Consider the following 14,735-nt stretch of genomic DNA (forward strand, 5'->3'; position numbering starts at 1 on the left):
CTGGCTTTGGGTAAAGGGTTGTCTTCATCGCCGGCAAGCCGGCTCCCACAGGGTGTGGTTGGCGCTGCACCAGTGGGAGCCGGCTTGCCCACAACCATAGAATCTCCCACATCAGCGCAGGCCTGGTGGGCCGGCTTGCCGGCGATGGGGCCGGTATTGCCAGCATCATCCTGCAACTTTCCGCAACGTACCTGAACGGTTTCCCAACCAAGGCAGGCGTATGCTCGCGAGCTTCTCAACCGACCAGAGAACCTTCGCATGCGCCACTGGATACTCGCCAGCGCCCTCGCGCTGACCAGCTTGCCTATCACGGCCGCCGACCTTATCGACTTCTGGGACACACCACGTCACGGAGGCAACAGCTTCAACCGACTCCCGCCTGACCAAGCGTACTTCGAGGCGCTCAAAGGCTATGGCGCCACCTGGGTCCGGCTGTCCTACGACAAATGGAAGCCCGAGCGGCGCGACTTCCTGATGGGCGATGCCGATGCCTACAAGGGCCTCGTGGCTGCCGACCTGGCACAGCTCAAGGCCACCCTGGACAACGCCCACGCCGCCGGCCTCAAGGTCGTGATCGCACCGCTTTCGCTGCCCGGCATGCGTTGGTCGCAGAACAACCAGGGCAGGTTCGACGACCGCCTCTGGCAAGACAAGGCCTACTGGGCTCAGGCCGCCGATTTCTGGCGCGATCTGGCCCTTGCGCTCAAGGACCACCCGGCCGTGGCGGCCTACAACCTGATCAACGAACCCGCCCCGGAAAAGCAGGGCGGCCTGGCCGAACATGCAGAGCCTGGCCATATGCGCCAGTGGTATGCCCAGGCGCAAGGCAGCGCGCGCGACCTGCCTGCGTTCTACCGCCAGGTGGTGGCGGCCATCCGTGAAGTCGACGCCGTCACCCCGGTCATGCTCGATGCCGGCTGGTACGCCGCCGCCGATGCCTTCGGCTACTGGCCGGCGCCGCTGCAAGATGCGCGGGTGCTCTACAGCCTGCACATGTACGAGCCCTATCAAGCCACCAGTGCGCCGAACATGGCCCGCAAGCAACCCATACCTTACCCGGGGCCTGCGCCTTTCGGCGGCAAGCGTGAGCAATGGGGCACCAAGCGCGTGGCCGAGTACCTGCAGCAACCCCTGACTTGGGCGGATGACATGAAGATCCCGCGTTCGCGCCTGGTGGTGGGCGAGTTCGGCTGCATGCGCCGGCTCGCGGGGTGCAAGCAGTACCTGGAGGATGTACTCACCGTCCTGGACCACAACAAGCTGCACTGGGCGTTCTACAGTTTTCGCGAGGACAACTGGGACGGCATGGACTACGAGCTGGGTTCGGCCAAGGTGCCCTGGCGCTACTGGCAGGCGATCGAGAAGGGCGAGCCGGACCCGCTGGCACGGCAGGCCACGGCCGAGTTCGAGCCGATCCGCCAGCGCCTGGCTCGCTGATCGGCGATACGAAATGTCTTGCAACATACAAGGTGCGGGTATATACACGGATTCATGTTGACCAGCGAATGCATCTGTACCCATCTGCGCCGCGCTGCCCGTGGGGTGAGCCGACACTACGACGAAGCCCTAGTGGGCTTCGGTGTCAATGTCGCGCAGTTTTCCCTGCTTCGTCATTTGCAGCGGCTCGACCGGCCAAGCATCACCACCTTGGCCGAAGCCATGGGCCTGGACCGCAGCACCCTGGGGCGAAACCTGCGGGTGCTGGAGGCCGAAGGGTGGGTGGCCCTGGCCGATGGCGACGATCAGCGCAACCGCCTGGTGTTGCTGACCGCGGCGGGCAAGGCCTTGCTGCAGGCCGCGCATCCGGCCTGGGAGCAGGCCCAGCGTGAGCTCGTAGAGCGTCTGGGAGAAGGGCAGCGGGATGTGTTGGTGCGGCTATTGGAACGTTTGGCGTAAAGCCTTCGATTAAAAGCGGGTATATACCCGTATAACCTTGCGATGTGCTGGAGATAACCACAATGACTTCGGTATGGCGAACCAGCGGGTGGGTGTTGTTGGGCGCGGCGCTGATTCTTGCCCTGTCCCTGGGGGTGCGGCACGGCTTTGGCCTGTTCCTGGCACCGATGAGTGCCGAGTTCGGCTGGGGGCGTGAAGTGTTCGCCTTCGCTATTGCCTTGCAGAACCTGATCTGGGGCCTGGCCCAGCCGTTCGCCGGGGCGCTGGCAGACCGCCTGGGCGCGGCACGGGTGGTGATCATCGGCGGCATTCTCTACACCGCGGGCCTGATCCTGATGGGCATGGCCGACTCGGCCTGGTCGCTGTCGCTCAGCGCCGGATTGCTGATCGGCATCGGGCTGTCCGGCACGTCCTTCTCGGTCCTGCTCGGGGTCGTGGGGCGGGCCGTGCCGCCGGAAAAGCGCAGCCTGGCCATGGGTATCGCCAGTGCCGCCGGCTCGTTCGGCCAGTTCGCCATGCTGCCGGGCACGCTCGGCCTGATCCAGTGGCTGGGCTGGTCCGCAGCCTTGCTCGTGCTGGGGCTGCTGGTGGCGCTGATCGTGCCGTTCGTAGGTATGCTGAAAGACCGTCCGCTGCCCAGTCACGGTGGCGAACAAAGCCTCGGCCAGGCCCTGCAGGAGGCCTGCTCGCACCCGGGTTTCTGGCTGCTGGCTCTGGGCTTTTTCGTCTGCGGCTTCCAGGTGGTGTTCATCGGCGTGCACCTGCCGGCCTACCTGGTGGACCAGCATTTGCCGGCCACCACCGGTACCACCGTGCTGGCGCTGGTCGGGTTGTTCAATATCGTCGGTACCTACACGGCCGGTTGGCTGGGCGGGCGCATGTCCAAGCCGCGCCTGCTCACCGGGTTGTACCTGTTGCGGGCGGTGGTGATCGTGCTGTTCCTGTGGGCGCCGGTGACCCAGGCCAGCGCCTACCTGTTCGGCATCGCCATGGGCCTGCTGTGGCTGTCCACGGTGCCCCTGACCAACGGCACGGTGGCCACGGTGTTCGGCGTACGCAACCTGTCCATGCTTGGCGGCATCGTCTTCCTGTTCCATCAACTGGGAGCCTTCCTCGGGGGCTGGCTGGGCGGTGTGGTGTATGACCGAACCGGCAGCTATGAGCTAGTCTGGCAGATCTCGATCCTGCTCAGCCTGATGGCCGCGGCCCTCAGCTGGCCGGTGCGCGAGCGTCCAGTCGCACGCCTGCAGGCCCGGGCCGCATGAGCCGATGGGCGCGCTGGCTATTGGCGGCGGGTGCGCTGCTGGTTCTGGTATTGGCCTGGTGGGGTTGGCACGAAGGCGGGCTGGCGTTGATGCAGTTGGGCATGGGTGCTTGTTAGGCGCTACCCTGCAAGGCAAGGATTTCATTTTGCAGGAGTACCGAACGATGCCCATGCGCTGGCTTGCCTTTCCGTTGTTGGCCCTGGCCGCCGCCACCTCGAGTTGGGCGGCGGATTGCCCGGCGTTGTTGCAGGGCAGCCTGCCCGAACTGCGCGGCAAAGAGCAGGTCGATCTGTGCCAGCGCTTCGCCGGCAAGCCCCTGGTGGTGGTGAACACCGCGAGCTATTGCGGCTTCGCCCCACAGTTCGAGGGCTTGGAGGCGACCTACAAGCAATACCACGAGCAAGGCCTGGAGATGCTCGGCGTGCCGTCGAACGATTTCAAGCAGGAAGATGCCGACAGCGAGAAGACCGCCAAGGTCTGCTATGCCAATTACGGCGTCACCTTCACCATGACCAAGGCCCAGGCGGTGCGTGGCAAGGATGCGGTGCCGCTGTTCAGCGAACTGGCGCGCCAGAGCAGTGCGCCGAAATGGAATTTCTACAAATACGTGGTGGATCGCCGGGGCAAAGTGATCGCCAATTTCTCCAGCCTGACCAAGCCTGACGACCCGGCATTTCAGGCGGCAATCGAAAAAGCCATCGCCTCGCAGCCTTGAGCTTCATGCGGACATCACCGGGGCCGCTACACGCCCCATCGTGGCACAAGGCCGCTCCTACAGGAACCCGCCATTGGCAAGGTGTGTGATCCTGTAGAAGCGGCCTTGTGCCGCGATGGGGCGCCTAACGGCCCCGATCATTCAAACGAACGACTCAGAAGCGGTAGGTGAGCGAAGCACCGATACCGTGAGCGCTGTTTTCGTACTTGGCCTGGTAAGAGCCTTTGCTTGCACTGACTTGGTTCACTTTGGTGTCCTCTTCCCACAAGTAGGAATAAGCCAGGTCGATGGTCATGTCGTCGTTCGGGCTCCAGCCCGCGCCGAAGCTGACCGCCTTGCGATCGCCGGTCGGGATGCGTGGCGAACGGTCATGGTTGTTGGTCGGCGACTGGTCGACAGAGAAGCCTGCGCGCAGGGTCCACTCCTTGTTCACCTTGTAGGACGCGCCAATGGCGTGTGCCCAGGTGTCATGCCAGTTCTGCTCTTCGGTGATGGTGCCGAAGTTGCTATCCCATATTCCGACTGGGCCGGCAGGAATGTCAGTATTTACAGTGATATTTTCCAGGCGGCTCCAGCGAGTCCAGGTGCTACCTGCATACAAAGTCCACTGATCGTTCAGTTCATGAGTGATCGAGAGGTCTACCGACTCGGGAGTCTTGATCTTCAGACTGGCGTCGAACTTGTTGCCATCGAGCCCTACCGCCGGAAGGCTGACCTTCGTTTTGCCTTCAAGCTTGTAATCGACCATCGAATGATAGGTCAGGCCTACACGGGTGCGATCCGTGGCTTGGACCAAGATACCGATGTTGTAGCCGACCGCAGTATCGTCACCCTTGATTTTCACTTCGCCATCATTCGAACCGGGAGGACCCATTGGGTTGACGAGATTCGAACCCAGTTCACCCTTGATGCGATTGAAGGTCGGGCCGAAACCGATCGACACCTTGTCATTGAAGGCATAGCTGACGGTTGGCTGGAAGGTGATGACTTCGACGTGGCTCTTCTTGCCCCAGTAGCGTGCGGCATCATCGCTGCCGTAGTCGGTGACCAGGCCGAATGGCACATAGACGCCGAAACCTACGCTCCAGTGCTCATCGATCGGCTTGACGTAGTAACCCATCGGCACACCAACGGTCGGCACCATGTCGCCGTCGGTTTCGCCCCCAAAATTACTGCCTGGTCCCGAAATATCGGACTTGGCAATGACCGCTGCGCCCCCGACGGTGATCTGTTCGCGCTTGAGGCGCGACATGCCGGCAGGGTTGCCGAATACAGTGCTGGCATCTTCGGCAGAAGACGAACGTCCCGCGAAACCTGTCCCCATGCCGCTGACGCTTTGTTCGTTGAGGGCGAAGCCCGCAGCGAACAGTTGGCTGGATGCGAGGGCGACGGCTACACCGAGGGAGGTTTTGAGCATTGCTTTTTTCATTATTGTGAAACTCCTTGGGATCTCCGGGGCGAAAAGCTACCAACAAATCACGCGCGGCGCTATAGCGTTAATCGCAGCAGTTAGCGTGGTTTTGTAGGACAATCCGACCAAAATTCCCTTTTTTCCGGTTATTTGTAAGACGCGTCTTAAGATGCCTGGGATAAAATCGGATCCACGCACAAATGCCAGGCCTGGGTGAAATCCCGCAGGCGCCCCTGAGGGTGGAAGATCTGTCGCCAGATCCGCGCCAGACCCAACAGATCGTTCGGCGCAGGTAAGGGCATCGCTTGCTCCTCGATGAGCATCCAGGCGATGGCGGTGGAATAACGCAGGTTGACCGCGAGCTCCAGGTGTGGCCCGCGCAGAAAGGCGTGTTGGCTGGCCAGGCCGCGGACCAGGCTGGCAAGGTCCGGGTCGCGTGCCAGGAAGTCGTCCCAGAGCTCCTGATGGCGGGCTTCGCCGATCAGGTAGAGACCATGGCCTCGCCGGTCGTGCAGTGCCGAGCCCAAGGCCGATTGGCTGGCAGCAACGCCCAGCAGCAAGGCTTCGGCGCTTTGGCTGTGACGGCCCAAGTAGATCAGGGTCGGACGAATCACATACTGACACAACTCTTTAGCCGCGATACCCATGATTGCCCTCGATCAGTTAAGGGCCGACGGGCACTGGAGCTTGGCAGCTGGTGAATTGATCAGGCCCGCCGGAAGCGGTTCGCACCGCTCGAGTTGAAGTGTAGTGTGATAATCGTGGTGTAAAGGGCTGTTTTTAAATCGATTGCTGCCCGTCGCCCTGGCGCATATGCCTTGAAGCAATTACGCCAAGAACGATCAGGAAGCGAAGGGAAGGGGCTATCGTGCGCCTGAATGCGCCGAAACAGGCCGCTCACGCGGCCAGCGACTGGCGGGTCCGTTCGATGACAGCCTGCAACGGAGCGACGCGGCTGTATTGTTCCGGGTACAGGCGTTCGGTATGGCAGGCGATGCCATGTTCGTCGACCAAGGTGAAGCTGAAGCTGCCCTTGCGGGGGGCGACGATCACGCATTTCAACGGCGCGAAGGCCTGGGACAGGGTGCCGATGGCGGTTTGGATCTGATGATGAGTGTTCATATTGTTGGATGTTCCTGCTTTAAACACGGATTTCGATCCGTGCATTCTAGAAACGTTCCAGTGACGCCTTTATTAAGGGACGAAGAACCTGACTGGAACAGGGCAGCCAGATAAGGCGCAAGCAAATGTGGGCGCTGGGCTGACTGGTAGGTACTTCAGAAGGCGGGCAGGCACACCAGGGCCAAGGTTCGATGCCTCTGGGTGAAGATCCCGATCAATCTGTCGCGTGATTCGCGCTGGAGCAGGTTTACTGCCGAGTGAATCATCGAAGGGGCCGGTCCTGGTTTCAGCAATGGCTGCTCGTGGGGCGAGAGGCACTACAAGGACACATTGGCCAGAATTGACTTTCAGCTGGGTACTAACGAGGCGCACACTACAGGAAAGCCCTGCACCTGGCAAGCAATTTCGGGTTTTGCCAGGCGAGCCGAGCAGTATGGCTTTTATTCACCGTGCTGTGAAGGGGGGCTAACGTGCGACCGGCTCGGAGGATCGAGGGTCTTTCCCATCCAATTGAATGCTCGCAGCGCACTTGTACACACAGCGGGTGTGACTTGTAACGACTTGGCAACGTGTGGCCGCGAGCTCGCCAATGCCTTGACTGAATACTTAAGTCAATGAAAAAAAACACTAATTTTTACTGGTGAAAAAATCGTCAGTTTGAGCGAAAGCCCCATTCCATCGGGGTTTGGAGACTTGTCGGGCGGGTTGTCCACTGAGTTATCCACAGCTTCTGTGGATTGTCCCGAGCGCTTGCTCTAGGACGGGCGTGCCAGCTGATTTCCGATTGTCCGACGATCAGTCGTCCGGTTTCGTAGAAGGATGCATCCAGCAAAAACGTCAAGAAAAGATCATCGAATTTTTTTTTACATCTTTAGGATTCGACTGGGCCATGAGTAAAAAAATGCAGTAGAGTGCGCGCCTTTCGAATTGCCTTCGCTGTTGCTCATGAAGTTTCGCGGTAAACCCCTCGCAAGCCCCGCTGCACATTCGCCAGTGACCCCCTCCAAGCGCTTTTCCCTGAAAGTGGCCCTTTGGCTGCTCGACAGCCCGCGCCTGGGCGACAAGCCCAGCGTCAAGCACCTGGCCGGCCGCCTGCTCAAGCAGCCGGCGCGCCAGGGCGTGGTGGTGGCCCAGAGCCGCTTGGGGCAGATGCTGTGTCGTGACTGTGGCAATGCCCGCGACCGGCGCATCGGCCATGAACTGTTGCGCCAGGCTGCACGGTCGGGTGACCGCCGTGCCCAGCTGGAGTTTGGAAGGTTGTGCCAGCACAGCGAGCCGGAACAGGCGCGCTATTGGCTGGAACTGGCGGCGGGGCAGGGCTCGCAGGAAGCACGGCGGTTGCTCGGGCAGTTGAGCTGACGTGTTCGCCGTAGCACATCAGCGCCTGTAAGACCGAGCGCCGCCCGCGCGGCGCGCGATCTCACAGGCCCGCACTGGCTTTGGCGAACGCTCCAAGAACTGCAAGCCCTCACCTGATAAGCTGCACGGCATTATCGAATACCGACTGGAGTCGCTATGGCAGTGGATCTTGCCAGTATCCTGCTGGGCCTCGTGGCCGCAGCCATTCCTTGCCTGGGCTGGGCAGTGCAGCTGCAGCGGCGCCTGTCTGCCCGGCAAGCGGAACTGGCCCTTCTCGAAGAGCGCCTAGGCAGTGCCCAGCTCGCCCAGGCAGGCCTGCAGGCGCAGCTGGACGCCAGCCGGGACGAAATCAGCGACCTGAGTGAAGCCAATGTGGTCAAGCAGACCACCCTGGCGGCCCAGGCCCGCGAACTGGAGCTGTTGCAGATCGACCGCGACAATGCCCGCGATGCCGCCCATGCCTGGCAGTTGGAGCGGGCCAACCGCGAGGCCGAACTGCGCCGCCTGGAAGCCCAGGCCGCGCGTCTGGAAGCCGAACTGCGCGAACAGCAGGAAAGCCACCAGCAACGCCTCGAAGACCTGCAACAGGCCCGCGATACCTTGCGTGCCCAGTTCGCCGAAATGGCCACCAAGATCTTCGATGAACGCGAGCAGCGCTTCGCCCAGACCAGCCAGCAGCATCTGGGCCAATTGCTCGACCCACTCAAGGAGCGTATCCAGGCCTTCGAAAAGCGCGTGGAGGAAAGCTACCAGCAGGAAGCCCGCGAACGCTTCTCCCTGGGCAAGGAACTCGAGCGCCTGCAGCAGCTGAACCTGCGCCTGTCCGACGAGGCCACCAACCTGACCCAGGCGCTCAAGGGCCAGAAGACCCAAGGCAACTGGGGCGAACTGATCCTGGAGCGGGTGCTGGAGCATGCGGGCCTGGAAAAGGGCCGCGAGTACCAGACCCAGGTCAGCCTCAAAAGCGCCGACGGCGAACGCTACCAGCCCGACGTGCTGATCATGCTGCCGGGCGACAAACAGGTGGTGGTCGACGCCAAGGTCAGCCTGACCGCGTACCAGCAATTTGTCGGCGATCCCAACGCCGAGAGTGCCCAGGCGGCCCTCAAGCAGCACGTGCAGTCGCTGCGCAGCCATGTCAAAGGCTTGTCCAGCAAGGACTACAACCGCCTCGACGGCCTGCACAGCCTGGATTTCGTCCTGCTCTTCGTGCCCATCGAAGCGGCGTTTTCCGCCGCCTTGCAGGCCGAGCCCAACCTGTTCCAGGAGGCCTTCGACCGGCAGATCGTGATCGTCAGCCCCACCACGTTGCTGGCCACCCTGCGGGTCATCGACAGCCTGTGGAAGCAAGAGCGCCAAAGCCAGAACGCTCGGGAAATCGCCGAGCGCGCCGGTTGGCTGTACGACAAGTTCGTGCTGTTCATCCAGGACCTGGACGAGCTGGGCAGCCGCCTGCAGCAGGTGGACAAAGCCTATGCCGCGGCGCGCAACAAGCTCTGTGAAGGGCGCGGCAACCTGGTCAGCCGCAGCGAGCAACTCAAGCTGCTGGGTGCCCGGGCCAGCAAGAGCCTACCGAGCGAACTGCTCGAGCGGGCCCTCGCCGATGGGGTGCTGGCCGACGAAGCGCTTACTGAACCAGGCTCAGATGGCGATTGAGCAGGGCGCGCAGGGCCGCCGGCTTGACGGGTTTTGCCAGGTAGTCGAGGCCAGCGGCATGGACCTGGGCGATGGTCTCGTTGCGCCCATCGGCGCTGATCACCACGCCAGGCACCGGTTCGCCCAGGCGGGTGCGTAGCCAGGCCATCAGGCCGGTGCCGGTCTCGCCGTCGTCCAGGTGGTAGTCCACCAGTGCCAGGTGCGGGCGCATCCCTTTGCCCAGCAGCGCCTCGCATTCTTCGCGGTTGCGCGCCGTCCAGACCTGGCAGCCCCAGCGGCCGAGCAGGCTGTTCATGCCGACAAGGATGCTGTCTTCATTGTCGACGCACAGCACCTGCAGCCCGGCCAGCGGCTGGCTGGCCTGTTCCACCGGCGCCTGGGCCGGCGCGGCGGCGCTGCGGGCGATCGGCACGCTGACGCGGAAAACGCTGCCCTTGCCGGGCCAGGAGCGCACCTCCAGCGGGTGCCCGAGCACCCGGCACAGGCCGTCGGCGATGGCCAGGCCCAGGCCCAGGCCTTTCTCGGCGCGGGTCTGGTGGCTGTCCAGGCGCTTGAACTCCTGGAAGATCACCTGCAGCTTGTCGTCGGCGATGCCCGGGCCACGGTCCCACACCTCCAGCCACAGGCGCTCGCCCTGGCGGCGTGCGCCCAGCAGGATCGGGCTCTTGCCATAGCGCAGGGCGTTGGTCAGGAAGTTCTGCAGCACCCGGCGCAGCAGCTTCATGTCGCTGTCGACCCGCAACCGGCTGCTGCGCAGACGGAATTCGAGGCCCTTTTCCGCAGCCAGCACCTTGAACTCGGTGCCCAGGGTATCGAACAGCTCGCTGAGGGCGAACGGTTTCGGGTCGGGGGTGACCTTGCCGTTCTCCAGGCGCGAGATATCCAGCAGGTCGCTGATCAGCTCCTCGGCCGAGCGCAGCGAGCTGTCCATATGCTGCACCAGTTGCCGGGCCTCGTCGGTCATGCCCTCGTCCTGTTGCGACAGCGCGGCGGAGAACAGCCGCGCGGCATTGAGCGGTTGCATCAGGTCGTGGCTGACCGCGGCCAGGAAGCGGGTCTTGGACTGGCTGACCGCTTCGGCCCGGCTCTTGGCCTCCGACAGCGCCTGGTTGAGCTGCGACAACTCGTGGGTACGCTCGGCGACCCGCTGTTCCAGGCCCTCGTTGGCATCCTTGAGCGCCTGTTCGGCCTCGCGGAACGGGGTGATGTCGGTGAAACTCATGACGAAGCCGCCACCGGGCATGGGGTTGCCGATCAGTTCGATGACCCGGCCATTGGGGAACAGGCGTTCGGAAGTATGCGCACGGCCCTGGCGCATCCAATGCAGGCGCCGGGCGACATGCACCTGCGCCTCGCCCGGGCCGCACAGGCCACGCTCGGCGTTGTAGCGGATGATGTCGGCGATCGGCCGGCCGACGCTGATCAGCCCGTCGGGGTAGTTGAACAGCTCCAGGTAGCGCCGGTTCCAGGCCACCAGGTGCAGGTTCTGGTCCACCACGCTGATGCCCTGGTTGATGTTCTCGATGGCGCCCTGCAGCAAGGCGCGGTTGAACTGCAACACCTCGCTGGCTTCGTCGGCGATGCGCACCACGTCTTCGAGCTGCATTTCGCGGCCCTCGATGGCCGCCTTGACCACCGCGCGGGTCGAAGAGGTGCCCAGCACGCCGGCGAGCAGACGCTCGGTGTGTTCGATCCAGTCGCCGTCGGCGTTCTGGTTGGGGTTGAAGCCCTTGCCCTGGCGATAGGCGAAGCGGATGAAGCTCTGCCGTGCGCGTTCTTCGCCGACGAAGCGTGCGGCCAGCTTGAGCAGGTCGTCGATCTGCACGGCCAGCAGCGAGCGGCTGCTGGGCCGGGCGCTGCTCTGCTGGCCGATGAAGCGGCCGGCCTGCCAGTGCTCCGATACCCGCGTGCGAGAAAGGATCGAGACCCAGGCGAAGAGAATGAAGTTGCCCGCCAGCGACAGCACCACGCCTTGGGTCAGCGGTGTGATGGGCAAATCCAGCGGGTTGCCATGCAGCCAGCCCAGCCCAGGGAACAGTTGCAGCGACCAGCCCAGGCTGTGTGCGGCGATCGGCAGCACCAGGGTGTAGAACCACAGGAAGATCCCCGCCGCCAGGCCTGCGAACACACCGCGGCGATTGGCCTGTTTCCAGTACAGTGCGCCGAGCATTGCCGGGGTCAGTTGGGTCACGGCGGCGAAGGCGATCTGGCCGATGGTCGCCAGGCTCGCGGTGGAGCCGAGCAGGCGATAGCTGACATAGGCGAGCAGCAGGATGACCACGATGGTCACTCGCCGTACCGAGAGCATCCAGTGGCGGAACGCCTCGAACGGGCGCTCGGCGTTGTTGCGCCGCAGCAGCCAGGGCAGCAGCATGTCGTTGGAGACCATGGTCGACAGCGCCACGGCCTCGACGATGACCATGCCAGTGGCTGCCGAGGCGCCGCCGATGAAGGCCAGCAACGCCAGGCTCGGGTGGGCCTCGGCCAGGGGCAGGCTGATCACGAAGGAGTCGGAGATCACTGTGCCGGGCAGCAGCATCTGTCCGGCCAGGGCGATCGGCACCACGAACAGCGCGGCCAGGGCCAGGTACAGCGGGAAGACCCAGCGCGCCAGGCGCATGTCCTGGGGTTCGATGTTCTCCACCACGGTCACGTGGAACTGGCGCGGCAGGCAGATGATCGCCATCATCGCCACGGCGGTCTGCACCACCATCGACGGCCAGTTGACCGTCTCCTGCCAGTAGCTTTCCAGGTGCACCGACTGGCGCGCCTGGTTGAACAGGTCGTCGAAGCCGTCGTAGAGGTTGAACACCACGAAGGCGCCCACGGCGAGAAATGCCAGCAGTTTGACCAGCGACTCGAAGGCGATGGCCAAGACCATGCCGCGGTGGTGCTCGGTGACATCCAGGCTTCGGGTGCCGAAGACAATGGCGAACAGGGCCAGCACCAGCGAGATCACCAGCGCGGTGTCCTGTACCCGGGTGCCCGTGGCGTCGGCGTTGGCGCCGATCAGCAGGTTGACGCCCAGCACGATGCCTTTGAGCTGCAAGGCGATGTACGGCAACACCCCGACCAGGCAGATCAGCGCCACCACCACCGCCAGGGATTGCGACTTGCCGTATCGGGCAGCGATGAAGTCGGCGATCGAGGTGATGTTCTCCTGCTTGCTGATCAGCACCATCTTCTGCACCACCCAGGGTGCGAAGACCAGCAGCAGGACCGGCCCCAGGTAGATCGGCAGGAAGGCCCACAGCTGTTCGGCGGCCTGGCCGACTGCGCCGAAGAAGGTCCAGCTGGTGCAGTAGACCGCCAGCGACAGGCTGTAGACCCACGCGCGCAGGCGCGGCGGCAGCGGCGTGCTGCGGCGGTCGCCGTAGAAGGCGATGGCGAACATGATGGCCATATAGGCCAGGGCGACCACGGCGATCAGCCCGCTGGACAACGACATGCAAACTCCGGAGCAAAAAAGAAAACGCGGTCCCGATCAATCAGTCTGGCACGGCCAATGGGGTTCGTCAGCGCCGACAATGGTCGCAGTGGCAGGACGTCGCACACTCGGGGTCACCATGCGTTGTTCTACGGGAGATCACCCAGCCCTTCCGGCCTGCGCTGTCGCGCAAAGAACAAGCGGCTAGCGCTAGTCCCCCTGTGGGAGCGGCGGTGCGGCGGTCCGACCTGTCCCGCGATGGGGCCGGCACCGGCAACATCAAGGCCTGCGTGTACCCAGCCAATAGAACACCCCCGCCAGTATCACCGACATCACCAGCAGGTAGAAGGTTACCGCCGGTACCCACTGCCCCAGGGCAAAGCCGACGATTGCCGGCCCCAATCCCGCTCCGAGGTTGGACAGGTTCTGCGCCCCATAGTAGACGCCACGCAGATGCTCAGGCGCGATCAGGTCGATGAACATGTATTCGGCCGGGATCACGATGATCTCGCCAAGGGTGAACACCACCATCGCCAGGCACCAGGCCAGGGCGGAACCGGCCACGGAGAACCCCAGCAAGCCGAGGATGAACAGCGCCATCCCGGCCAGCAGCCAGGGCATCAGGCGCTGGCGGTCGATGCGTCGGCCGATCAGGTACTGGAACGCGATCACCGTGACGGCGTTGGTGGTGATCAGGTAGCCGACCAGTCGCGCCGCTTCCGTGGTGTCGGTGGTCACCACCAGGTACTGGGACAGGTAGGCGCCGAATTGGCCGAATACCACCGCGCTCAGCATCCCGCCCAGGGTGAAGCAGATCAGCCGGCGATCCTGTGCCAGACGCAGGGCGACTTGGGCGAAGCCGGCGTTGTGCTGGACGCTTGCACCGACCTGCAGGCGTCGGTCCCCCAAACCATGATAGAGCCCGCCCATGCCCAGGCCGATCAGCGCGGAAACCAGGAAGGGCAAGTGGGCACCCTGTTCGAACAGGGCCACCCCAAGCAGGGGGCCGACCGCGTAGGCGATATTGCTCAAGGTGTATTTGATGGCGAAGACCTCGGCACGCTCGGCCTCCGGCAGTAAGGCGCAGAAGCCCGACTTCACGGCGATGTCGACCACCGCCAGGGCCAAGTTGATCACCACCAGGCAGACGAAGAACAACGCGGCCGAGCGGCTGGCAATGGCACCGAGGAAGGCCAGGGTGAATACCGAGATGGCACCGAGCAACAGTGTATGGTTGCGCACGGTGTCGACCAGGTGGCCGCCGTACAGGCTAAGCAAGGAGGCGAGGATCACGGCGCTGCCAACCAGCAGGCCGATGGAGCCGACTGCCAGCTGGAAGGTGTCGGCAAGGTATACCACCAGGTAAGGCAGGGTGATTGCCCGGGCGAAGGTCAGGACCGAACCGGTGGCCAGCAGCAGGCGCACGGAGCTGGGGTAGCGTTTGAGGGCGGCGAGCATCGAACATCCTTGTAGTCGTATGGTGCCAGTGGCCAAGCATAGGGGAGCGATCGCGAACTGTCGTGGTATTCCTATGGCCCCCACCGTGGACGAACTCGCTTCTATCGAACGATCCATAACTATGTGATTTTGTGGGGCTTTTTGGAGATCACCCAGCCCTCCTGGGCTGCGCTGTCGCGCAGAGAGCAAGCGGCTAGCGGCGCCCCCCTGAGCGGGCTTGTCCCGCGATGGGCTGCGTAGCAGCCCCAATGAGATGTCCTAAATAGCTTTACCGACCGGCTTTTGCCTTTGCTTTTGCTTGCGATGCGCAATAGTCCAGGCGCCGCCAAACGCGACGTCAGGAGGCCGAGCGGAGGCATTACGGAGGTGGGTGCCGGGCATGGATGCCCGGCAAGCGGCGCAGGGCCATGGATGGCCCTTCGCCGC

Annotated in this window: 11 protein-coding genes; 6 read left to right on the plus strand and 5 right to left on the minus strand. The window is 63.4% G+C overall.

Features of this window, described 5'->3' with window-relative positions:
• The first annotated feature begins 258 nt into the window (after positions 1–258).
• The 4 genes from ACNFG0_RS22080 (at position 259) to ACNFG0_RS22095 (ending at position 3,876) form a co-directional block, all read left to right on the plus strand.
• Positions 259–1,437, plus strand: coding sequence for a glycoside hydrolase family 5 protein (locus tag ACNFG0_RS22080; RefSeq protein ID WP_416766406.1), 1,179 nt, complete (start codon positions 259–261; stop codon positions 1,435–1,437).
• Between the two features lie 54 nt (positions 1,438–1,491).
• Positions 1,492–1,896: a MarR family winged helix-turn-helix transcriptional regulator gene (locus ACNFG0_RS22085; protein ID WP_084858640.1), complete on the plus strand. Its 405-nt coding sequence runs from the start codon at positions 1,492–1,494 to the stop codon at positions 1,894–1,896.
• Positions 1,897–1,958: 62 nt separating this feature from the next.
• A complete protein-coding gene (locus ACNFG0_RS22090) occupies positions 1,959–3,161 on the plus strand; it encodes an MFS transporter (RefSeq protein ID WP_416766409.1) in 1,203 nt (400 codons plus the stop codon).
• Positions 3,162–3,324: 163 nt separating this feature from the next.
• On the plus strand, positions 3,325–3,876 hold the full coding sequence (locus ACNFG0_RS22095) for a glutathione peroxidase (protein WP_196146943.1): 552 nt from the start codon (positions 3,325–3,327) through the stop codon (positions 3,874–3,876).
• Between the two features lie 154 nt (positions 3,877–4,030).
• Here the strand turns inward: ACNFG0_RS22095 and ACNFG0_RS22100 are convergent, their stop codons facing one another.
• The 3 genes from ACNFG0_RS22100 to ACNFG0_RS22110 all read right to left on the minus strand — a co-directional run bounded on the left by ACNFG0_RS22100 (position 4,031) and on the right by ACNFG0_RS22110 (position 6,409).
• Complete coding sequence (locus ACNFG0_RS22100; protein WP_416766411.1) at positions 4,031–5,305, minus strand: OmpP1/FadL family transporter; 1,275 nt, start codon at positions 5,303–5,305, stop codon at positions 4,031–4,033.
• Between the two features lie 146 nt (positions 5,306–5,451).
• On the minus strand, positions 5,452–5,934 hold the full coding sequence (locus ACNFG0_RS22105) for a hypothetical protein (RefSeq protein WP_196146945.1): 483 nt from the start codon (positions 5,932–5,934) through the stop codon (positions 5,452–5,454).
• A 250-nt stretch (positions 5,935–6,184) separates the two neighbouring features.
• Positions 6,185–6,409 (minus strand): hypothetical protein, encoded by a 225-nt coding sequence (locus ACNFG0_RS22110; protein WP_416766413.1) that lies wholly within the window; start codon positions 6,407–6,409, stop codon positions 6,185–6,187.
• A gap of 945 nt (positions 6,410–7,354) precedes the next feature.
• On the opposite strand from ACNFG0_RS22110, the gene ACNFG0_RS22115 reads away from it, so the two are divergent.
• Both ACNFG0_RS22115 and rmuC read left to right on the plus strand, forming a co-directional pair.
• Positions 7,355–7,768: a tetratricopeptide repeat protein gene (locus ACNFG0_RS22115; RefSeq protein ID WP_196156677.1), complete on the plus strand. Its 414-nt coding sequence runs from the start codon at positions 7,355–7,357 to the stop codon at positions 7,766–7,768.
• Between the two features lie 156 nt (positions 7,769–7,924).
• Complete coding sequence (gene rmuC / locus ACNFG0_RS22120; protein ID WP_230381385.1) at positions 7,925–9,424, plus strand: DNA recombination protein RmuC; 1,500 nt, start codon at positions 7,925–7,927, stop codon at positions 9,422–9,424.
• Here the strand turns inward: rmuC and ACNFG0_RS22125 are convergent.
• Both ACNFG0_RS22125 and ACNFG0_RS22130 read right to left on the minus strand, forming a co-directional pair.
• Positions 9,396–12,872 (minus strand): NahK/ErcS family hybrid sensor histidine kinase/response regulator, encoded by a 3,477-nt coding sequence (locus ACNFG0_RS22125; protein WP_416766416.1) that lies wholly within the window; start codon positions 12,870–12,872, stop codon positions 9,396–9,398. The genes rmuC and ACNFG0_RS22125 overlap by 29 nt on opposite strands.
• A gap of 258 nt (positions 12,873–13,130) precedes the next feature.
• Positions 13,131–14,309: an MFS transporter gene (locus ACNFG0_RS22130; protein ID WP_196146949.1), complete on the minus strand. Its 1,179-nt coding sequence runs from the start codon at positions 14,307–14,309 to the stop codon at positions 13,131–13,133.
• Positions 14,310–14,735: the final 426 nt, after the last annotated feature.

It is taken from the genome of Pseudomonas sp. NY15372 (assembly GCF_048068215.1).
Classification (GTDB): Bacteria; Pseudomonadota; Gammaproteobacteria; order Pseudomonadales; family Pseudomonadaceae; genus Aquipseudomonas; species Aquipseudomonas guariconensis_A.